Origin of the sequence: Synechococcus sp. RS9902 (assembly GCF_014279635.1) — a bacterium.
In the GTDB taxonomy this organism is placed as follows: domain Bacteria; phylum Cyanobacteriota; class Cyanobacteriia; order PCC-6307; family Cyanobiaceae; genus Parasynechococcus.
Genome location: NZ_CP047949.1, coordinates 191,437 through 214,402, shown reverse-complemented (window position 1 = coordinate 214,402; position 22,966 = coordinate 191,437). Strand labels below are relative to the sequence as shown.

Genomic DNA, 22,966 nt, shown 5'->3' with positions numbered 1-22,966 from the left:
GTGATGCACGATACAAAATCTATTTATGAGTTGTACGGAGAAGTAGCTTGGCTATGGTCGAATTCAGAACTGCATCTAAGTTGGTCAATAAGAACGCAATCATATTTAATTATACCCCCGATTAAGCTCAATCAATACCTGATCTTGTACGACGAAGAACAAAATCCTGTAGCATATTGTTCTTGGGCATACTTTGATCAAGCAGCCGAAGCAAACTATATATTGAAACCAGGAAAGATTCATCCAAGTAGTTGGAATATTGGCAATAGGCTATGGCTGATCGATTTTATATCCCCTTTTTCTACACAATACACTTTAAAAATTCGCCGACAATTAAGTGATTTATTCCCTCTCAATATTGGTGCTGCATTGCGTGTAAAGCCACACGAAGAAGTTGGAAAGATCGTAACATATTGCGGCGTCAATTTAGCCAAAGACGAAGCAACTCAATTGCGAATGAAAAGACTGAAAGATGTAGAAACTGCATTACGCATTCATCCTGATCTCGACAATGCTTTCAAGTTAAATTACTGCTCACAAGAGTAAAAAAACCAAAAACTTAAATCCGAACAAATTTCAAGTGACAACAATTATTTGTTTTGATGTTTCAATGTTGCACCAAAGATTCAAGAAACCAACCAGAACCAGTGAAAAAGATTTTGATAAGCTAAAATACAGGAAAATAAATTCTAAATTTTTTAATTCTCAAGAAAAATATTTCCAAAGCCAGGCGAGGATGCTTTCCTCGAGACAGATTAGATTTTAGATTTAATTATTGAATCAACAATTTTATGCTCTAATCGGAGGATCCGCTTTAATATACACAATTTTCGGACCGAGAATATGATTTGTATTTAATAAAAAACCGAAAGCGCTTACTGGGATCACTCAATGCTTGCAAGCAAGCGTGGCTGGCTGCACAATCCGGGGGAAAGTTAGCTTTAAAACCTCAACAAACTAGCTCAAACGCTACTGATTAAATAAAAAGTTGGGCATAACAATTAATTTGCCTTCAGATGTTCATAAAGGCCCCCAGCTGCCGTGCAGGCCATGGGGAACGGCCAACGGCAGCTCAAGCACCGCCACCTCCGACAGATCACGGGCGTTGAGGATCACCAGATCGGATGCGGCCCGGGCCCCGTTCCACACCAGATCGAGCACCCAGCCATCGTCCTCTGCCTCAGCACCGGGACGACGCACCATCAACGGCTCACTCACAAAGCCCCTGGGCGCCGCACTCCAGGTGTGGGTCTCCCCGGAATCCAGATCAAGTTTCTGGATGGCCTGCAACGGATCGTTGCCCCTCTCCCGCTCCGCCACCGCCATCCAGGCGTAGCGGGCGCTGAGGCCCTGACGCTCGGGATTGACCATGGCGAACTCACAGGTGCGCTCGCTGATCCGCTCAGTCTGCACCGATTCCCGACTGAGATCGAGGCGGCAACGGTGCAGGATCCCCTCCGGCACCGTGTCGAAATTCACCTCAGCGAAATCCTCATCAGGTCCGATGGACGGGAAATCGTCGTAGACGATGCTCTCCACCACAACGTGATCGCCATCCTCAAAGGCATTGAGGTGATGGAAGACGAAACCGTCGGGAGCTTCGAGGATGCGGGGCTTCTGACCAGCGAAGCGACCGGAATCGCGGGGAATCAGCCAGAAACGCCCCTTGCCGCCGGGTTGAGATGCCAGGCACTGGGCCGCACCCTTTTCGCCGGTCACAAACGGCAGGGGATTGAAAGCGATGGCGTTCTGGAGGAACACCGCCCAGTTGGGGGTGATGGCGAAATCGTGAAGGAAGGCGAAGCCGGGGAAGCTGTCGGAACGGTCGTGCAGCAAGGCACCCGCCTCCGGGCCATCGGTGGCGAACTCCATCAGACGGATGGTGCTGCGGGGCCCGGTCTTGACCCCGAAGGTGACCATGCAGGGCCGTCCGTTGTGGCCGGGATCGAAGCGGGGGTGAGCACTGAAGGCCTCGCCCTTTTTCAACACACCATCGAGGCGTGACAGGCCACGGGTCTCCAGGCTGCGGGGATCGAGCGCATGGGGTTCAGCCGCCTCCCAGAGGGCCAACAGCTGATCACCCAGACGCACCACATTGGTGTTGGCGATGTTCTTCAAGCGCAGGTCAAAGGCGTTGGCCAGCCGACCACCCGGCTTCTGACTGCCGAACACGCCGCGGTAGAGAACCTTGCCGGCCTTCTCCTCCGCCAACCAACCCTCAGTACGCACAAAACGGTTGCTGAGGCAGACGCTGCCGTTCTCAAACCGCATCGCCGCGATCATGCCGTCGCCATCAAAGGGGTGATGCACGCGATGTCCGTCCCGCTCAAGACGGCCGGGGCCATTGCGATAAAACGTGCCCTGAAGTTCGGCAGGAACCACGCCACGAGCCGGCGTCAGCGCCACGTCGGTGAGTTCCTGCTCAACGTTCACAAAGGCGCTGGCCCAGTCGCTGCGGTCGTAGCTGCGGGCAGGGGCGACGGTCACGGGCGAACGATCAACGTTCCTCCATCTTCTCGTAACGGACTGTGAAGCGCGCAGCCAAGCTCAGCTGGCGCCGGCCTGCTCCAGCACCCCTTTGCTGCTGGGGATGGCGCCAGCCCGGCGTGGATCCACCTCCGTGGCCATCCGCAAAGCCCGGGCAAAGGCCTTGAAGCAGGCTTCAACAATGTGGTGGGAGTTGGCCCCATCCAGCTGCCTGATATGGAGGGTCAGCCCGCTGTTGTTGACCACCGCCACGAAGAACTCCTTCACCAGCTCGGTGTCGTAGGTGCCGATCTTCTGGCTGGGAATCGCCAGGCTGTAGCTGAGGTGGGGGCGACCGGAACAATCCAGGGCCACCTGCACCAGGGCCTCATCCAACGGTGCCACGAAGTGACCGAAGCGATGGATGCCGCGCCGGTCCCCCAGGGCCTGTGCCAGGGCTTGACCCACGGCAATCCCCACGTCCTCATTGGTGTGGTGATCGTCGATGTGGGTGTCGCCCACCGCATTGATCTCCAGGTCGATCAGGCCGTGGCTGCTGAGCTGATGAAGCATGTGGTCGAGAAACGGAACACCGGTGCTGGCCTGACACTGGCCGGAGCCATCCAGATCCAGACGCACCTTCACATCGGTTTCACCGGTGACCCGATGGATCGTTCCCTGACGTGCCATCACTCGAGCTTCAGTGACCTCATCGTGCCTCACATTCCCGTAACGCAGTACCCCGCATCCACGTAGATGGTCTGACCGGAGATGCCGCTGGCCAGATCGCTGAGCAGGAAAGCAGCGGTACCACCCACTTCCATCTGGGTGACGGTGCGGCGCAGGGGCGCCTTCTCCTCCACGTTGTGGATCATGTCGAGAATGCCGCCGATGGCGGAGCTGGCCAGGGTGCGGATCGGGCCGGCGCTGATGGCGTTGACGCGCACCTGCTTTTCGGGGCCTAGCTCTGCCGCCAGGTAGCGAACGGACGCCTCCAGAGCAGCCTTGGCGACGCCCATCACGTTGTAATTGGGGATCGCCCGCTCAGCACCGAGGTACGAGAGCGTGATCACACCGGCCTTCTCGCTGAATAGCGGCTTGGCATGGGCGCAGAGGGGGGCCAGGGAATAGGCGCTGATGTCGAGGGAACGGGCAAAACCTTCGGCGGTGGTGGCGCTGTAGTCACCGATCAGCTCTTCCTTGCCGGCAAAGGCCAGGCAGTGCACCAGACCATCGAGAACGCCCCACTTCTCCTTGATCTCGCCGAAGACCTCAGCCATCTGGTCGGCATCCTGCACATTCAGAGGCAAGAACAAGCTGGGCTCGAGGGGAGCGGTGAGTTCGCGCACCTTGGCCTCAAAGCGGCCCTTGTCGTCAGGCAGGTAGGTGATGCCGAGTTCAGCACCGGCCGCCTTCAGCTGCTGAGCGATGCCCCAGGCGATCGAACGATTGTTGGCGATGCCGGTGACGAGAATCTTCTTACCGGTGAGATCAAGCAGCATCGGGACAGACCGGAACGGGTTGAATTCGCGCGATTCTCCCCCATCCCCCGCCAAGATCACTGCTCCTTTGCTGATAAAGGACGGTGCCCAGCGCTGCGTCACCCCCGATCAACGGCGATCTGCCGCGGAAATTGGCGTCCCGCGATGCCCTCAACACCCTGCTGGCGCAAGAGTTCCCAGGGGCGGAAGGGGAACTCAGCCCGATCCGCGGTGGGCGTGAAGCAGCCGAAGACAAACTGCGGCGCATCGACGCAAGGCGCTACGCCAAAAGCCGCAATCACCTCAAGGGCGCGGTCACCGGGCTGTCGCCCTACATCCGCCACGGCGTGCTGAGCCTCGCGGAGGTGCGCGATTCAGTGTTTGCACGGATCCGCAACCGCGATGAGGGCGGAAAGCTGATCAACGAGCTCGGCTGGCGGGACTTCTGGCAACGGATGTGGCTCGATCTGGGGGATGGCATCCATGACGATCAGGAACCGTTCAAAACGGGCCATGACGCCGGGACCTATGCCCGGGAGCTGCCGGCCGATGTGCGCGACGGGACCACGGGACTGGCATGCATGGACGGCTTCCGCGATCAACTGGTGAGCACCGGCTGGCTGCACAACCACGCCCGCATGTGGATGGCCGCCTGGCTCGTGCACTGGCGACGGGTGCACTGGAAGGCCGGAGCCGACTGGTTTCTTGAGCACCTGCTGGATGGCGATCCGGCCAGCAACCATCTGAGCTGGCAGTGGGTGGCCAGCACCTTCAGCCACAAGCCCTACTTCTTCAACCGCGGCAACCTGGAGCGCTACAGCGACGGGCACTACTGCGACAGCTGCCCCAGTGCGGACAGCTGCCCCTTCGAAGGCAGCTACGACCAACTGGAGAACCAGCTGTTTGCCCCGATGCCGGCGATTCGGGACACCGGCAACAACCGCAACCAGCAGCGCAACCGCCAACGCCGGAGCAGCGGAGGCGCCAGTGCGGCCCTGGCCCGTCCCAAGCGATAAGCAGGAGATTCCACATGACCTTTCAACGCCCCATCCTCTGGATTCACGAGGAGGCCCTTGGTGCCAACAACCCAACGCTGCAGGCCTGGCCCGAGGCACCAGCGGTGTTCGTGTTCGACACCCGCTGGATCCAAGAGGCACGAATCAGCCGCAAACGGCTCGGCTTCCTCTACGAAAACGCCCTCGACCTACCCCTCACGCTGCGCAAGGGGGATGTGGCCACTGAGGTCCTGGCCTTTGCCCGCCGCCATCAGGCCGATGGTGTGGTGAGCAGCAGCGCAGTGGATCCACGCCTGGAGCGGATCGGCGAGGCCATCGATGCAGAACTGCCGCTGGAACTGCTTGATCCCGAACCGTTCGTGGCGCTGCCGCGGCCACCCCGGCTGGGGCGGTTCAGCCGCTACTGGCGCGAGGCCGAAGCCTTCGTGTGGGAGGGCTACTCACCAGCCCGTTGATCCCTCAGCAGCCGGCGGGCCCGCTTCAATTCCTCCACGGGATTGGTGAGGAGGTCTTCCTCTTCGAGCGAGGGCAGCTGCACAGGAACCACCTGGTTGTCGTTCCGGGGCGGCTCGATCCACTGCCAGCGGTCGTCCGGAGCGCGGGCCTGGCACAGAGCCTTCAGCTCGATCTCCAGCAGGCCACGCACATCACGCCGGGCCACGGCATCGAAAAACTCCTGACGGGTGGCCAGCCCGGAACTGAACGGAGTGGATCCATTGCCATTGAACAGGCGGGCTGGATCCGGCAGCCATCGAGGACGACACACCCCCGGGAAGCTGGTGTCTGTCTCCAGATAGATGTGGAGCCCGTAGCCATCGGGCTGGTTGACCACAGCCACACCGTCATGGAGGACATGGCGCTGCAGAGGGAACAAGCGCCAGCTGGGTGGCTCCTTCGGAGCAGCGCAGGCCCCCAGCAGCAGGGCGATTCCCCAAAGCAGACGCAAGCGCGGCATCCATCACCACCGGAGGTGGCCATCCTGAAGCAGATTCGCCGCATCTGCCCGCGCGTTATGGCCCTCACACCCTCCACGATGCTGGCGCTGGGCACAGGCCTGCCCGGTTTTGATCTTCCCCAGGTCACGGGGGGGCGGCTGAACAGCCGTTCTCTGGACCAACGGCCCATCCTGCTGATGGTGCTTTGCGCCCATTGCCCGTTTGTGAAACACGTGGAACCCGAGCTCACTCGGCTGGACCACGACTTCAGCGATGCGGTGCAGCTGATCGGTGTGAGCAGCAACAGCCTGATCACCCACCCCCAGGATGGGCCGGAGAAACTGGCGGACCAGGCCAGGCGCCACGGCTGGAGCTTCCCTTACCTGCTGGATGAGCAGCAAACCCTGGCGCAAGCTCTCAGGGCCGCCTGCACACCGGAGTTCTACCTGTTTTCACCCGATGGCCATGGCCTGCAGAGCCTGCGCTATCGCGGCCAGTTGGACGGCAGCCGACCCGGCAACGATCAGCCCCTCGACGGCCGCGACCTGCGGATCGCGCTCGATGCCGTGCTGACGGGATCTCCTGTGAACCCAGACCAGACCGCCTCTGTGGGCTGCAATGTGAAGTGGAACCCCGGACACGAACCCGAGTGGTTCGGCTGAGCCACTTAAGCTTTGCTTCATGCAGGTACCTCCCTTCAGCCTCAGCCAGCAGATCGATGATCTCGGTGTGGACCTCGAAGAGGCGGTGCTCGATGTCTTGCGCAGCGGCCAGTACATCGGTGGACCGCAGATCAAACGCTTCGAGGAGGCCTTTGCCGCCAACGTTGGTTGCGACCAGGCCGTGGGCTGCAACAGCGGCACCGACGCCCTGATTCTGGCCCTGCGCGGCCTGGGCATTGGCGCCGGCGATGAGGTGATCACCTGCTCGTTCAGTTTTTTCGCCACGGCTGAGGCCATCAGCGCCGTCGGCGCCACGCCAGTGTTCGTGGATGTCGACCCCAGCACCTACCTGATCGATTTCGATCAGATCGAAGCCGCGATCACTCCCGCCACCAGGGCACTGATGCCGGTGCACCTGTTCGGGCGTGCGGTGAACATGACACGGCTGATGGCCATTGCCGAACGCCACCAGCTCAAGGTGATCGAAGACTGCGCTCAGGCGACGGGAGCCCGGTGGAACGGCCAGGCGGTGGGCAGCTTCGGCGATGCGGGCTGCTTCAGCTTCTTCCCCACCAAGAACCTCGGTGCGGCGGGAGACGGCGGTTCCGTCACCACCAGTGATGCCCAACTGGCCCAGGCCATGCGTGAGCTGGCCGTGCATGGCATGCCCGAGCGCTACCTCCACACCAGCCTTGGCTACAACAGCCGCCTGGATGCGGTCCAGGCGGCGGTGCTGAACATAAAGCTGCCGAAGCTGGAGGCGTGGATCAGCAAACGGACCGCCATCGCTGAGCGTTACCGGGATGCCCTCGCTGATCTCAACGGACTCACCCTGCCGACGGCCGAGGACGGCCACAGCTGGAACCAGTTCGTGGTGCGCATCGGCAGTTGCCCCAGCGGCCAGACGCTCTGCAACGCCAGCTGCACTCCCTCCACCACCAGTGCACGCCATGGCATCCCGGAAAGCTGCTGCCGCGACTGGGTCAAGCAGACCCTGCAGGAGCGTGGGGTGAGCACGATCATCTATTACCCGATTCCGATTCACCGCCAGCCGGCCTATGCCCATCTGGGCTTGCAACAGGGTTCCCTACCGGTGACGGAGCAGCTCTGCAGCCAGGTGCTGAGCCTGCCGATCTTCCCGGAGCTTACTGTCGACCAGCAACAGGCAGTGATCGACACCGTGCGCCAGTTGCTGGGATCCAACGCACCAGCTCAATTCCGCCGCGGCGACAACCGTGATCAGGACCGGATGGTGGCGTAAAGCGCTTTGAACCTGGCCTGCTGGCTCTTGTGACTCTCCAGCGGTTGAGGTAATCCCGCCGTTCAAGGGCACCGTTTCCCCCGCTGTGCAGAGCATTTCGATCATGCGGCCAAAGCAATATCAACGTTGGCAAACAAACAATGTCATGCCAGATCACACCAGTAAAATCAATTTGTTGATGCTTGGTTGATGCAGGAACCCACCATCCTGAAATCGACCATTGATGATGATTTCATCGGCATATTCGAGACGAATCACCCGGCGTTACCAGCCGAAGAGATCTTTAACTACCTCACCCAAAACGGCTTGATCCTTGAGCGCAACCAAGGGCAAGAAGAGGCCCGCGACCAACAAGCACTACTCAATCGAGTGGCGCCACGGTATTTCAACGATCGCCTGATCGCTCCGGTTTACAAGGCGTATTCGAGGCTCTGCGAACTTGCCCTTGAACGCTACTTCGATCACTTCCCAATCCTAAAAAATGGACGCTACTTACACCTGAACTGTAAGTTTCAGCGCTCACGCCCTGGCGAGGGCTACCACGCCTGGCATTTCGAAAACAACGGTGATGTTCCCTACCGAAAACTAGTGACCATGCTGTATCTCAACAGCGTGACTGAAGGTGGAGAAACCGAGTTTCTTTATCAAAAACGACGCATCAAGCCGCAACAAGGTCGACTCGTCATCTTCCCGGCGGGCTTTACCCATACCCACCGCGGCAATCCACCAATCAGCGGAAATAAGTACATCCTGACCTCCTGGGTGGAGGAATTCCCCTGAACCGGCTGCGACGTGATGCAACAGAGCGCCGTCATCCGCACCATGCAGCAAGCCATGTCCCAAGGGGACTGGGCGCGTGCCATTGCAACCGGCAAGCAATGGCGTGCGAATGGCGGCATCCATTGGGGAATCACTCTCAATCTCGCGATCTGCCTGCAAAGGAATCGCCAGGGAACTCCTGAACAACTGAGCGTCCTCGCCGATGAAGCGCTGCGACAGAGTCGAGGTCATCCGATAGCACGCATGGGCTGCGCCGAACTGGCCATCAGCATGGGGCGGCACGAACAGGCACTGGTACTGCTGGAGTCCGCGGCGGGAGCACTGGATTCAGGGGTCAATCCATGGCCAGCGACACAACTACGGGTGCAGGCCCTGAGTGCGATTGGGCGCAGCGAAGAGGCATGGGAAGAACTCGAGCAATGGCCGGTGCATGAGCGAACACTGCACTGGAAGATGGCCGCAGCGAATCACCTGATTCAGCTGAATGCCTGGCAGGAAGCCGAAGAGATATATCGGAGCATCTTGGCTGCTCAGCCCAACCAAGCCGAAGCCAATCACAACCTCGGACTGACGCTTCTCTGCCAAGAGCGCTGGCAAGAAGGCTGGAAGCAATATGAATGGAGACCCGGTAATCCACGCCGTCAGCATGCACACAATCCACCCGAGTCCATTCCTCCACTGAATGGACTGAGCAAGACCACGGTGATCGTGATCGGGGAGCAGGGCATTGGTGATCAGATCATGATGGCGCGTTACATACCAACACTGCACCAGGCCTGCCGCCGCCTAATCGTGCAGCCGGCACAGCGGCTCAAGCGACTGCTCGGACGCTCCTTGCCAGATGGGATCGAGCTCCTTGGTCCCGGCGAACTCGACCTGCCCCAAACAGAACCAGTCCTGATCATGGGCACTGGAAGCCTGCCCCTACTTTGCTGGGACGAAGACGGCATAAAAAGCAAGAAAGCATCATGGAGGCTGCAGCCCGACAAAGCCCGGACGCAGCAGTGGCGTCAACGGCTGAAATCAATGAAGGGCGAACGACGCAGTGTCGGAATCGGCTGGCTTGGAGGGAGCACCGGGGCGGAACAGCGCGAACGAGCCATCTCAGACAAAGACCTCACACTGCTCACCGAATCCCAGGACCTGATGTGTATCGATCTGCAGTATCTACCAACAGGATGGGAACAACTCAGGAGCGAATGGGCCCAAGGGTGCCAGGAGGTGCTGGCGTCACCCGGTGAAGATCTGGATGAAACTGTTGGATTAATTGCGGCGCTAGACCATGTTGTAACCACCAGACAGACCATTGCTCATCTGGCAGGGGCGATCGGGAAACAGGCGAGTGTGCTGGTGCCTCAGCGAAGAGAGTGGCGCTACATCGCAACGGAAGGGTCCTGGAACTGGTACCCGAACATCACATGTGTTCAGCAACACAGACGGGGACAATGGCGACGAGAGTTGGGACTAATCCTGAACACAACATTGCTGGCATGAGCACTGAAAACAACCAACGATTGAATCCCACCAGAGCAACAACAAAGCAGGTGCGAGGGCAGGCACAAGAGTTAAAACAAAAAGAACGACCACTTCGATTTATTCACCAAGGAAAGAGAAAAAGGGAGGCCGAATGGGACAGAAAACAAATAAACGAAAAAATTAGGAAATAGCATTGATTTGACAACCTCAACTGGATAAGCGTCAAATTGGGATAATTTACCGTTGCAACCATGGGATCCCCTTCTACTGGCAATGCACGCCCCTACGAAGGGAATGGCCATTACTACGCTTTCACGAGCAAAAAAATCAAGTGGCCGGATGCTCTAGCAGAATCCGAAAAAACATCGCTCAATGGAACATGGGGATACCTAGCAACCATCACATCCAGCGGCGAAAACAGCTTCATTCAAGACAAGAGCAAAGCTGGATCAGCAATCACTAACAACGCATTTATTGGCGGCACAGATCACAACGATCGTGGCACATGGGAAGGACGGTGGATCTGGTACGGACAAAACGCCCCAGAGGCTGGAACAGTCTTCAGAGAAGCGGGGAGCAACAATGGCTACGCGAACTGGAATAGTGGGGAACCAAACAACAAACACAACCAAGACTATGCGCAGTTTTATACGTCGGGATACTGGGACGATTACGATCCCGATAGCGTTGGCGGCTACATCACAGAATGGGGGAAGGGCGGAGCTGAGTACTACCTCACGGTCAGCACCAGCAACGGTACAGAAGGGCAATCCAATCCCAGCCTGACAATCAGTCCCGGACGTGAAATCCGATCAGACTATAAAAACATCTACAACGGGACTCCACTCATTGACATACCCTTAACGGTCACAAGTAACGACAGTAATTACTCAGTCAAGGTCACGGGAGGTAGCAGTTACTATTCAAACGGCAGACTTTATTTGCTCAACGTCGGCAACGGCGGAACAGTCAAAGTTGAATTCGTCAACAATGACAATGACACGTGGCAACCACTACGGGGATTCGACGTCAGCCTGGGAGCCGACGGGGGAGAAAACATCTATACATTTGGGACGAATGCCAATACTTCATCGGGCTGGGACGGTCAAGTTTGGCTGTTCGACAACGAGCCACAGCTGAGCTTGGGCCAGGGCGCTTGGCAAACCATTGACACCTACTACACAAGCAACCAAACAATTCAAGGGGATCTGATCATCTTCGACGAAGATGGAATCAACGAAAATGACACAACTTTCGGCAACCTTGGCCTATACGATAACTTTGGAATTCAATGGGAAACCTACATAAGAATACCAAAGGATGGAAATTACACTTTTAAACTGACAAGCGACGACGGAGCAAATCTCACCGTCAGACAAAACAATTCCAATGGCAGCTTGCTAGGAAATATTAGCTGCTGGAAGGATCAAGGTAGTACCACATACTCCACGGGCGCTGTTAACGGGCTCAAAGCAGGAGATGTCGTCTGGGTTCAACTTGATTACTACGAAAACAAAGGGGGAACGGCAGCAAAACTGCTCTGGAACGATGGATCTGGCGATGCAGTCATTCCTGCCTCAGCGATGTTCCTGTCGCAGCAACTTGCCAGCGGACAACTCGCCAGCGCAAGCAGCAATCCAGGCACAGACCAACAAGAACCATGGTCCGGCAAGACCAATGAACCAGGTTTTCAGATTTTTTCGAATCAAAATAGTGGCGAGCTCAACATCAAACTGACCAGCAGCAGCGAGACGGATGCAACAACTGTTCCTGCAGAAACAGACACAGCGCAACGACAGTTTGACAGCACAAAGGTTGGTGATGACTACATTTTGCTATCAGATAGTGGTAGCGTCATTTTAGAAAATCTAATCGATATCAACGGCTCTTATGCCGGCAACTACGGCTGGACCCCAAATGCTGGAGGCCAGAATAATATCAAAAATTTATTTACATCTGTCCTTTCTGATCCCTACGCCGAAGCGACAGAGCATGTAACGCTGAGCCTCAAAGAATCGAGCGGATATGGAATCCTTAACGACGGAAAGATAGACTCGACGATAAGTCAATCGCTTGACATAGCTGATAATCCTTTTGTTTTGTCTTTGGGAGGCATTCAGAACACAACGGAAGGCGAGCTGGGCTGGATCACAATCGACATCGGAGAAGGGAAAACAGCACCCGAATCCGGAATGCGTGTCTTGTATGAAATCAGCACAAACAGTACAGCGAAGGAAGGCAATGACTACCTTGCACCCAAAGCAACACTATCGACCACATCCTTCAATCCACAGCATTATGTTTTCCTGGAGCCCAATGCCAGCTCAGGCAAGATTTACATCTCAGCCTTAGCAGATGCAATTCGCGAAAACGACGAAACGGTAACAATAAAGTTATTACCAGATGTTCAGACTACTGACAAAGGATTCAGCTACCAAATGTACAATGTTGGCAGCAATGATGCTGCCACACTAACCATCACAGACAGCGGTCTCTACAGCGAGTCCGTGGTGATTACACCGAAAGGACGCACTGGATTAAGCACGATTCGCTCCACGATCAATAGCGATGGGGTACAAACTGCGACCTTAGACCTGCATCTCATCAGTGAGCCTACAGCAGATGTATCGATCCAACTGACACCGAGCAGTGGCTCCTTGTCCTCCAATACGATCACATTTACACCTGCCAACTGGTCAGAAGCGCAAACCATCTCTCTCACTGGTCAGAGTGCAGAGGAGATCACGACAGTGTCTGCCGTTGCATCATCATCAGACAGCACATACGCCAACAAGGGAGCCAATCAAACAATCGTTCCCTCCGGCTGGCCTGATGACTTGATCGTCACGTTATGGGAAGGAGGCGATAGCAATCCCATTCTTCCTAGCGTCGCAGTCCAAGCGACTCAAGGAAGTGAAGATGCCAACAGCCAACTCGGATTTACCTTCCGCCTGAGCTCGGCACTCTCGAATGACCTCAGCATTACCTACACCCTGACAGAGGGCAGTGGCTTTGAACTCGTTGGGCCTGATGCCGATGTTCTGAAGGCACCAACATCACAGTCAGATGGTCAATACACGATTACCATTCCTGCTGGAATGACAGACGTAAGTATCGCACTCGTGCCAGTTGACGATAATCTTGCCGAAGGAGATGAAACGATAACGGCAACATTAATTCCTTCTGAAACCTACAGCATTGGTAGCGAGACCAGCAGTGCGATAGCAAGCCTGGTTGACAATGATTTAGCCGAGATCAGTTTTCTGGTCGCAACTAATGAGAACGTTGAAACTGATAACGAATGGACCGAAGCAAATCAGATCCGGACAAGCGAGTCACTGACTGCGGCCGGTCAACGTAGCCGCGTAGGGCTCGCACTGACGAGCCGCCCATCAAAGTCGGTCACACTGACACTGGATCCGGAGTCATTCTCAACGAATGATCTGCTCATCACGAACCCAAGCAGCCCAGACACCCAGCCTTCGTTAACATTCACACCCGACAATTGGAATGAAAGCCAAACACTCTATCTGGAAGCAGTCGACGAAACTATCGATGACAATGATAAAACAATTCAAGTTAGTTTCACTGTCGATAGTGATGATCCAGGCTACAGCGCACTAGCACCATCACTATCAGTAATAGTCGTCGACAATGACGCCACAGAAGCCAATGATGATCTCGCCGATCCTGAGATTAATAGTAGTGATCCCCTGGCAGTATTATCTGCTCCATCAGAATCAGAATTCGCTGAAGACAGCGACATCAGCAGCAAATTCCGCGTCAGCGTTGAAAAAGCTGCAGATATCGATCGCATTATCTTTCTTGATCTGGATAGCCAAGCTTCAGATGGAGATCCCAATAATCTGATTCTGACACCAGACAGCCCCAATGACGTTGCAGGGGGCTTAACTCTTTTTAAAGCGATCACAGACAGCCCAGAGACCATAAGACTTGATCTGGATGGAATCTACGAAACAGCAGAGACATTTTCTGATCTCAACCTGACCGGGGACTTCTCAACAACCTGGTCTGGATATATTTACATTCCGGAAAGCGGGTACTACAACTTCAGCACGGCGCTAGCTGGCGGCACAAGACTAAGCATTAACGGAAAACTCATCATTGACGAGTACTATGATGCAGATGCCCACTGGACCTCACAATATCTTGAATTCACAGAAGGAGATTTTGTCAGCATTGAGCTTGATTATCGATCATTCGGCTCTCCAGATCCAAGGATTGAACTGCTATGGGAGCGGCCCAATGATCATGGTGGCGGATACACGGAAGAAACACTCCCCGCAGGCACACTATCCCGGATCGGAGGCCATCATCTCATTCTTGAGGCTGGCGAAACAACAACCAGTTTCACTGTGGCAGCCAAAGATGACAATATTAAAGAGAACAATGAAACCTATGCGTTCGAACTCCTAGCAGCCCGAGGCGTTGAAATCAAGGTCAGCACACAAACGACAGACGACCTAGGTAACGTCACCCTCGGGCTCACTCTTGGCACCACAGATGTGGAATCCGTCACACTACCTGCCAACACAGTACTTAGCCTAGGAGAAGACCAAGGTGCAGATGGTGAGCAATCAGAAAGTCTCGCCACATTTACCCTTACAGAAGAGACGAGAATCCACCGAGATCGAAATATTGAAACGAAGGGAGTTCTCGTCCTTGCCGATCCCTCAGCCGAAGCATCATCGGTAATCGGAATGGTGGGCGCGGAAAATCAGGGGCAATATCAAGTACTTGATGCATATGTAGACATCAATCTAGAAAGCCAACTCATTCGCCAATCAGACAGTCAAAACATATACACCACAACGCTAAGACTTGAAGAGACAAATCGCGAATCAATCACACTACCGGCCAATACACTTCTGCCCTACACGGCCCCAGATCTGAATGTCGAGCTAACACTGTCATCACCTTTCACAGTCAATGCAGACGACAGTGATCTATATGAAGTCACTCTATTACGCAGCGACACAAACAACAGCCCAGCGACACTTCTGGCTGGCACGACACTGATGTACAGCCTTAAGGATGAGGATCAAACCTTCAACCTCACACTCAACGAAACAATCATCCTTGAAGCTGGTCAAAGCGTGAACGACGCAACTGTCCTGATTAGCAATGCCTCCGATGCACTGGAGATCACCTCAATCCAGTCAGGCTTAGCCAGCAGCACCCCGATTCAACAAAGCTTTTCGTTGAAACTGGAAGAAGAACTAACCCTTCTCAGCGATGAACCAGTCGAACAAATTTCAGTCACAGCAAAGGATGTCACAGAAGGACTAGATCTATCCACCGTCGCTCCTGGAATCAGCAGCAGTTTTACTCCAGACAACCCAAGCATCATCAAGATTCAGGATGATGACAGAGCAGGAGTTAATTTCACGATCGATGCTGGTGGCGGCACTGTAATTGATAGCAACACCACCATCGATCTGATCGAGGAGGGAAAAGGTGCAACCCGCTATGCCGCACTAACAAGCCAACCCACCAACAGCGTCACGCTATATCTCGAAACAAACGATAAAACAGAAGTCCTTCTTCAAAATGGAGAGATAGACGATGCACCCATACTGTCACGCATCGCACTAACTTTCACTCCAGAGAACTGGAATGAAACGCAAGCATTTAATATCTTACCGGCCGACGACTTACTTCATGATGGCGATATCAGCGCCGCGATCTTCAGCCGCACCAACAGCAGCGATCCTTTTTATCAAGAGACTGACCACTATTCAGTCGACAAAGCAGCAAGCATTCCTGTCATTATCGCAGACAACGAAATTGCCGATGTCCAGATCGAACTCCAACAAAGCATTGTCAATGAGGCTGAGAACGGTTTCCTTAATTTCAGCTTAACTGCAAAACCCAGCAAGAATGTCGTCATTTCGCTGACGCCTTCTGATCACCAATTCACCCTCAATCAACGCGGAATTGGTCATCTCGAGACTTTAACCTTCACGCCAAGCAACTGGGACGTCCTGCAAAGCCTTGAACTCAAAGCTGTCGACGACGCCACTGTAGAGGACATCACCGAGAGTCTTTTAGAAATCAATATTACATCTGAAGACCCGAACTATGACGGCAAAGATGTTGACCCCGTCACGATCAAAATCGTCGACAACGACTTACCCACAGCATCAATTATTCCTGTCAGCGATAGCTCCGAAGCGGCGGGGCCAGGGCGGTTTCGGATTGAATTATCAGAGCCAGCACCTAACTCATCGGGATCGAATGGCATCGTTGTTAATTACAATATTACCGACGTACAACTCGACACAGAAAAACTCAAGTATCCATCAGATCCAATCTCAATCGATCAAATAACTCAGCTTCCGGGCTCCACGACGGGACAAGTTCGGATTGCACCAGGGCAGACCTCAAGCGAAGTCTTTGTGGTCCCCATTGATGATTTTGTTGCGGACAGCTTCGACAAATCCTTCACGATTGGCCTGAGCTCCGGGGACGGCTATGTGCTGGATGAGTCCAGCCTCAACAACCAAGCCACGGTACAGATCATTAACAATGATGTTGCAGGCATCATCATCCTGCTCTCAGCAGATCCACTGCAAGTCAGCGAGACTGGGAATCCTGGTCAGTTCTCAGTCGCCTTGCTGAGTCAACCGAGCGGCGATGTCTCCCTGACACTGGAAGAGCTGAAAAGCGAAATCAATGGCACATCAGTGAAGCAGCTGGGGTCCTCAAAAAATGAAGAATTCAGCCAAACACTCAACTTCACATCAGACAATTGGTTCATTGCACAAACAGTCTCCGTCACCGCCTATGACGACTACATCATTGAAGATACAAGCAGCAGCGGAGACCTCGTCACATACAATTCAAACGGCAAACCAGTTGACACAAATGGCGCAGAAATCATAAATCCAGAGTTACTACTGAGCTCGGGGCTGCATCCAGCGCAACTGAAGTACACATTTACAAGCACTGACAGCGATTACAGCACTGACTCCCATGCGGATGATGCGACCCATTTCACGAACACAATTCAGGATGTTGATGTACTGGACATCCAACTACCAGAGACAACTGCCGACTCACTGCAAAATGCACTGACGAATCTTCAAGAGGGTATCGACAGCCTGGCCCTACCCATCGTCGGCAGCCTAGATGGTAAAACCGGAAGCGGACTACGCAAATTTATTACCAATTTAGCCAACAGTATCCGATCCATTGGCACACCAACACCGGCAAAAATCAGTCAACTAATCAGTGATGAGATCAACGAAGCAACTGGCCTGGAAAATGTCACTGTCACACTGGAAATGATCGATGATGATGGCGATGCTGCCATTGATGTTGGTTTTAATTTTGCTGACTCGTATGACGTCCTAGATATCCCCTTAGATGCCAACTTTGGCCTACCTGGTTTGGGTCTACAAAGCCAGGGATCGATAGAAGCCGATTTTGACTACGATGCCAATCTCAAATTTCACTTTCCACGAGAAGGAGAAGCTGAGCTCATCACAGACCCGGACGAAACCTATCTCAGTGCCAATTTCGTCACCAATCTTTCTGATGATTTCAGCCTGACAGGCGGCCTTGGCTTCCTCCAGCTGGATGCACAAAACCAGCCAAGCCCCAATGAAGTCGCGGAGGGTCTGCAAGGCCAAACCACAGGAATGTCCGTTGATTTCAATCTGGATCTCGCTGGTGGTGCTGGTGACGATGGATCCCTGACATGGACAGAACTGACGGATTCCAATACTGATCTGGAGGAACTCTTTCAGTACACGATTAACGGTGATGCAGCAATGTCCTTTGGCGTCGTCACCAGTGTCGACGGCTCTGCGGCAATCCCGTCAATGAGTTTCGACCTCTCCAGTGTGCTGCCACTGTTCGATTATTCAAATATTGAAGAAGAAGAGGAAGCAGGTGCTGAAACAAAGACAGATTTTTACTTCGACAACATTAATCTCGACCTGGGAACATACATCACACAGATGTTAAATCCAATTGTGGATGGAATTGACGACATCTTAAATCCTCTCTACCCAATCGTTGACGCCCTTTATGCCAACACACAGATCTTCGACACAATTGGACTGACAAAAACCTTTGACAATGATAAAGATGGCCATGTTAGTCCGATTGATTTAGCTGAATGGTTTGCTGATCTTTACGCCATCATTCAGCCCGGCAAGCAAGCTGAACACCTGAAACAATCCATTGAAGACACCATCGAATTCTTGGATGTGGTGAAAGGAGTGATGGATCTTGTGCGCGACTTGGAAGAGATGGCGGACGAGGGGAGCTTTTATGTTGAATTTGGAAGTTATGCCTTATCAGATTTCAGCGCTGGCGATCCTGAGGCTGAAACACCTGTGGTACCCAACCAGGCAACAAATCCAGATGATCCAAGTACAGAAGGGCTATCCAAAAATACTCAAGAGCAAGCCGATGCTGGCGGGAACAGTGATCCTGAAAATCCAGGAGAGGGGGTATCCAACAGCAGTTTTGCCGAGATCATGGGGCAATTGGATGAGCTCGGATTCGCGATACCGCTGATCGATGATCCAACCAATGCAATTAACTTGCTGCTCGGAAACGAAGTTGATCTATTCACATGGAGAATGCCCAGTATGGGCATGTCTTCCGAGATCGAAGAAAGTTTTCCGATCTACAGTGGTGTCGACGGAATCATCGAAGGCGGCTTCGGTGTTGATGCCACTATCGGTTTCGGTTTCGATACCTCTGGTCTACAGGAATGGATGGATGATGAATTTGCGGCAGAAGACTTCTGGAAAGTCTTCAATGGGTTCTACGTAAATGATCGAAATGATGACGGTGTTGACATTCCAGAATTCACTCTAGATGCCAGCATGGGAGCTGGTCTCGGATTCTCTGCCGTCGTCGTGCGCGCTGACATCACCGGCGGCCTGGAAGCAGAAGCAAGCCTAGATCTTTTGGATGAAGGTGAGATTGCGGGCACTGATGATGGAAAAATCTATGGAGATGAGATCACAAGTCGACTGGACAACCCACTGGATCTATTTGAACTGATCGGGTCTCTATCTGCCTATCTGCAGGCCAAAGTAAAGATCGGCATTGATATGGGCTTTTACTCAATTTGGGACACCGTCTGGCAAGAAAAACTGGCTGAAATTCCTATTTTTGAGTTTGGAGTCGGTGGCAGCTACGGCTCAGGGACCGTCAGCAACGGTTATCTCAACGGCAGCACGATCTTCTTCGACGCCAATTTTAACGGACGGATTGATTCCCTCGAGCCGAGCATGATCGTCGGCGACGATTCACATTACAAACTAAAAGTAGATCATCGAGATTTTGATACCAATCGGAATGGCACAATTGATCCCTCAGAAGGTCGCCTTGTTGTCTTTGGAGGCATTGATAGTTCCACAGGCCTGCCATTGGGGATCCCGATGTTGGCACCGCTCGGCGACATGCTGACACCACTCACCACGCTTCATGCCCTCGCGCAGGAACTAGGATATGAAGACAGCGAGATCAAGGATCGATTAGATCAGATCTTCAATCTGAACAACTTTGACTACCTGACCAAAGACCCACTTCAAGGAATCAAGCGGGCTAAATCTGTTGACGATGTAGCAATACGGGGAGAACTCGCTGCTTATACATCACACATCGAATTAATGGTCGGATTAAATCTGTTCACACGAGCACTGAAAAAAAGCTTTCATGACGCTGAGAACAATAATCAGCATGACATTGAGGTCTTACGAGCATTCACAAAATCACTTTTTGAAAACACTACTACAGAGATTGAGAGGGATAAAGCCATTAGCAGTGCACTGCTAACGATCGTCAGCAACATGCACCCAGATGCATCCAAGGATGACACCAAGTACCTCAATAAAATTGCCAACTTTGTAGCCACTACAAACTCAGCAGTGGCGGCACGCCTAAAGCAACTAAATCGAGAACACATAACAGGCGGGGGAGGCGACACTCCGGACAGCTTCGTCTCTTCTCTTCACACCTTAAAGAGCGAAATTCTTAGCACTTACAATAGCAAGACGAGTATGCTCTCTGAAGGCCTTTATCGAATCAAAGATCCCAAACAACAACGCAAATCTCTTGGATCACGACTCAAATTGGCCAGCACCGGCTTCATAAATAACTTACTTGCTGATACGTCAAATCTCAACGCAAATGAGATTGCATCACTGATGCCCGGGGTTCTCAAATCATTTACCACTGATCAAGTCAAGGATCTAATCCCTAACGCCATGAAAGGTCTCAACGCAGACCACATAGCCAAATTCTCTGATGATGCAGCAAGCGTCCTAAGCAAAAAACAAGTCAAAAAGCTACCCCCTTTAGCAATTACTGGAATGACCAAATCCCAGGCCTCAAAATTATCGGCAGAGGCCGTCAGTGGTTTAACTGGTTTTCAGACGAAACAGATGACCGTAGATGCCTTCAAGGGGCTCGATCACGAGCAACTGGCATCATTACGCAAGGATGCAATCACAGGCCTCAGCAAAGTTCAACTAGAAACTATTTCAAGTGACGAAATCTCAGCCTTCAAAGTTGGACGCATCACATCAATTACCTCTGAATCAATCTCTGGCCTTAAGCCTGCTGCCTTGAACGCCCTCAGGAAGAAGCAGGCGCAAGCTTTGAACGACACGCAATTAGCAGGTCTCAGCAAAAAGCAGATCAAAAAAGCGGATGATTTCATCAATGTCCTCACCGATCAGCAGCGTGATGCACTCTCGTTTGACCCCGGTCGTTCCAGCCGTCTGGTGAATCCATTCACCGACCAGAACGACCTTTCGCTGCTTCCTGGATTAGACCCTCTGGCTTGATTCCTAGGACGACCGGATGGTGGCGTACAACACCTTGAACTTTGCCTGCTGCTTCTTGTGATCCACCAGCGGTTCAGGATAGTCGCGCCGTTCCAGTGCTCCGATCTCACCGCTGAGCAGATCCTTAGTGTTCACATGGCGGAGCTCCGGCACCCACTGGCGGATGTAGTCGCCGGCTGAATCGAATTTGGAGGCCTGGGTGGCGGGGTTGAAGATGCGCAGGGGCTTGGGGTCCATGCCACTGCTGGCGCTCCACTGCCAGCCACCGTTGTTGGCGGCCAGGTCACCGTCCACCTCAAGTTCCATGAAGGCGCGCTCGCCCCAGCGCCAGTCGCAGATCAGGTCTTTGACCAGATAAGAGGCCACGATCATGCGGCAGCGGTTGTGCATCCAGCCGGTCTGGTTGAGCTGGCGCATGGCGGCATCGATGATCGGCATGCCGGTCTGCCCCTCCTTCCAAAAGTCGAACCAGTCCTCATTGTTCTCCCAGGGGAAGCGGCGCCACTGCTCGCGGTAGGGGCCATCGGCCAGTTCCGGGAAATGAAACAGGGCCTGCTGGTAAAACTCGCGCCAGCCCAGCTCCTGCTCCCACACTGCAATGGCCTGCAAGTGCTCCTCGCTGCGGGCTTGCTCACGGGAGTCCTGGGCGGCACACCAGGCCTGGCGCGGGCTGAGGGTGCCGACGCTCAGGGCAGCACTGAGGTAGGAGGTGCCTGCGGTACCGGGGAAATTGCGGTCCGGCTCATAGCCGAGCAGCGGCCCATCACAGAAGCTGTTGAGTTGAGCCTGCGCCGCCGCTTCTCCAGGGCGACAGGGGCAGATCTCAGCGCCCTTGAAACCATGGCTCTCCCGCAGAGCCTCCAGGGACTCAACGGCCGGCAGCTGAGCAGGATCGAGATCCACCAGCCCAGTGGGGGCCGCAACGGTGCTGGGTTGCTTGGCCAGCACCTGGCCGCGCCAGTTGCGCAGAAACGGGCCATACACGCGATATGGGTCACCACCACCGGTCTTGAGCAGCTCCGGAGCGATCAGCAGCTGATCCCAATCCACCACCACCTTGCGGCCATCGGCCTGCAGTTTTTTGGCCACCTGGCGGTCCCGCTCACGGGCATAAGGCTCCACATCGCGATTCCACACCACAGCTTCGGCACCGATCTGCTGCGCCAGCTGCGGCAACAACGCCACGGGGTCGCCCTCGACCACCAGCAGGCGACTGCCCGCCTCCCGCCAGCGCTGCTGCAGTTCCACCAGGCTCTCGATCAAAAACCACAGCCGGGCCGGCGCCATCGGCGGCAGATGATCCGGCGGGTTGATCAGCTGCGGGTCGAGCACGTACACCCCTGTCACCGCCGGACTGATGTCCGTAGCAACCACCAAACCAAGGTTGTCCGCCAGGCGCAGGTCGCGACGGTGCCAGAACAGAACGCGAGAGCTGGTCATCAGAGGCCGAGAAGCTGCTTGGCACGGAACCAGGCGGTCACGCTTTTGCCATCGAGCCATTCATCGCCCGAGGCCAACGCTGCATCCAGCTGAGCTGGGCTCATCAGCACCACCTCCAGATCTTCGTCGTCATCGCCGGCTGGCGGGTTCTCCAAGGGCGTGAGCTCCCGGGCCAGGAAGCAATGGATCACTTCATCGGAATAACCAGGGCAGGGGAGCATCGGCCCCAGCACATCCCACTGCACAGCGCTGTAGCCGGCTTCCTCCCCCAGCTCCCGCTGCATTGATTCCAGTGGATCTTCGCCATCTTCAAGCGTGCCGGCAGGGAATTCGAGCAGGCGGGCCTGAACCGCAAAGCGGTACTGACGCAGCAACACCACCTGGCCATCGTTAGTGATCGGCACCGCCAGAGAGGCGCCTGGGTGACGGATCATCCCAAAGGTGGCCTCGACACCCATCGGCAACTTGATCCTGTTGCGCTCGAAACGGAGCTTGCGAGCATCCACCACTTCAACGGTGTCCAGCAGCTCGAACGGTTCCGGCGACGGCAGGGGCGCCATGGCTCAGGGGCATTGCTAGGGCCCAGCATGGCGGGTAAACCCAGCCCCCGTGTC

14 protein-coding genes are annotated in these 22,966 nt (G+C 54.4%); 8 read left to right on the top strand and 6 right to left on the bottom strand.

Annotation, left to right across the window (positions count from 1 at the left end):
* The first annotated feature begins 3 nt into the window (after positions 1-3).
* Complete coding sequence (locus SynRS9902_RS01040; protein ID WP_186509661.1) at positions 4-546, top strand: toxin-activating lysine-acyltransferase; 543 nt, start codon at positions 4-6, stop codon at positions 544-546.
* A gap of 474 nt (positions 547-1,020) precedes the next feature.
* Here the strand turns inward: SynRS9902_RS01040 and SynRS9902_RS01035 are convergent, their stop codons facing one another.
* The 3 genes from SynRS9902_RS01035 to fabI are packed head-to-tail and all read right to left on the bottom strand — an operon-like array spanning position 1,021 to position 3,968.
* Positions 1,021-2,487, bottom strand: a complete 1,467-nt coding sequence (locus SynRS9902_RS01035) for a carotenoid oxygenase family protein (RefSeq protein WP_186509660.1) — start codon at positions 2,485-2,487, stop codon at positions 1,021-1,023.
* A 60-nt stretch (positions 2,488-2,547) separates the two neighbouring features.
* Positions 2,548-3,156: an imidazoleglycerol-phosphate dehydratase HisB gene (gene hisB / locus SynRS9902_RS01030; protein ID WP_186509659.1), complete on the bottom strand. Its 609-nt coding sequence runs from the start codon at positions 3,154-3,156 to the stop codon at positions 2,548-2,550.
* A gap of 29 nt (positions 3,157-3,185) precedes the next feature.
* Entirely contained in the window at positions 3,186-3,968 is a 783-nt protein-coding gene (gene fabI, locus SynRS9902_RS01025) for an enoyl-ACP reductase FabI (RefSeq protein WP_025362030.1), read from the bottom strand.
* A gap of 83 nt (positions 3,969-4,051) precedes the next feature.
* On the opposite strand from fabI, the gene SynRS9902_RS01020 reads away from it, so the two are divergent.
* On the top strand, positions 4,052-4,963 hold the full coding sequence (locus SynRS9902_RS01020; protein ID WP_186509658.1) for an FAD-binding domain-containing protein: 912 nt from the start codon (positions 4,052-4,054) through the stop codon (positions 4,961-4,963).
* Positions 4,964-4,977: 14 nt separating this feature from the next.
* Entirely contained in the window at positions 4,978-5,418 is a 441-nt protein-coding gene (locus SynRS9902_RS01015; protein WP_186509657.1) for a hypothetical protein, read from the top strand.
* On the opposite strand, the gene SynRS9902_RS01010 is transcribed toward SynRS9902_RS01015, so the two are convergent.
* Complete coding sequence (locus tag SynRS9902_RS01010) at positions 5,400-5,918, bottom strand: hypothetical protein (protein ID WP_186509656.1); 519 nt, start codon at positions 5,916-5,918, stop codon at positions 5,400-5,402. The genes SynRS9902_RS01015 and SynRS9902_RS01010 overlap by 19 nt on opposite strands.
* A 57-nt stretch (positions 5,919-5,975) precedes the next feature.
* On the opposite strand from SynRS9902_RS01010, the gene SynRS9902_RS01005 reads away from it, so the two are divergent.
* From SynRS9902_RS01005 to SynRS9902_RS00985, 5 genes are all read left to right on the top strand, one after another.
* On the top strand, positions 5,976-6,560 hold the full coding sequence (locus SynRS9902_RS01005) for a thioredoxin family protein (RefSeq protein ID WP_186509655.1): 585 nt from the start codon (positions 5,976-5,978) through the stop codon (positions 6,558-6,560).
* Positions 6,561-6,579: 19 nt separating this feature from the next.
* Entirely contained in the window at positions 6,580-7,821 is a 1,242-nt protein-coding gene (locus tag SynRS9902_RS01000; protein WP_186509654.1) for a DegT/DnrJ/EryC1/StrS aminotransferase family protein, read from the top strand.
* Positions 7,822-8,010: 189 nt separating this feature from the next.
* Positions 8,011-8,601: a 2OG-Fe(II) oxygenase gene (locus SynRS9902_RS00995; protein ID WP_186509653.1), complete on the top strand. Its 591-nt coding sequence runs from the start codon at positions 8,011-8,013 to the stop codon at positions 8,599-8,601.
* 15 nt (positions 8,602-8,616) lie between these two features.
* The gene (locus SynRS9902_RS00990; RefSeq protein ID WP_186509652.1) at positions 8,617-10,095 is read left to right on the top strand and encodes a tetratricopeptide repeat protein; all 1,479 of its coding nucleotides are present in this window, start codon (positions 8,617-8,619) and stop codon (positions 10,093-10,095) included.
* A gap of 233 nt (positions 10,096-10,328) precedes the next feature.
* Positions 10,329-20,912 (top strand): PA14 domain-containing protein, encoded by a 10,584-nt coding sequence (locus SynRS9902_RS00985; protein ID WP_186509651.1) that lies wholly within the window; start codon positions 10,329-10,331, stop codon positions 20,910-20,912.
* A 3-nt stretch (positions 20,913-20,915) separates the two neighbouring features.
* On the opposite strand, the gene SynRS9902_RS00980 is transcribed toward SynRS9902_RS00985, so the two are convergent.
* Positions 20,916-22,352: an FAD-binding domain-containing protein gene (locus SynRS9902_RS00980; RefSeq protein WP_186509650.1), complete on the bottom strand. Its 1,437-nt coding sequence runs from the start codon at positions 22,350-22,352 to the stop codon at positions 20,916-20,918.
* Complete coding sequence (locus SynRS9902_RS00975; RefSeq protein WP_186509649.1) at positions 22,352-22,912, bottom strand: NUDIX hydrolase; 561 nt, start codon at positions 22,910-22,912, stop codon at positions 22,352-22,354. The genes SynRS9902_RS00980 and SynRS9902_RS00975 overlap by 1 nt, the downstream gene beginning before the upstream one ends.
* Positions 22,913-22,966 lie beyond the last annotated feature (54 nt).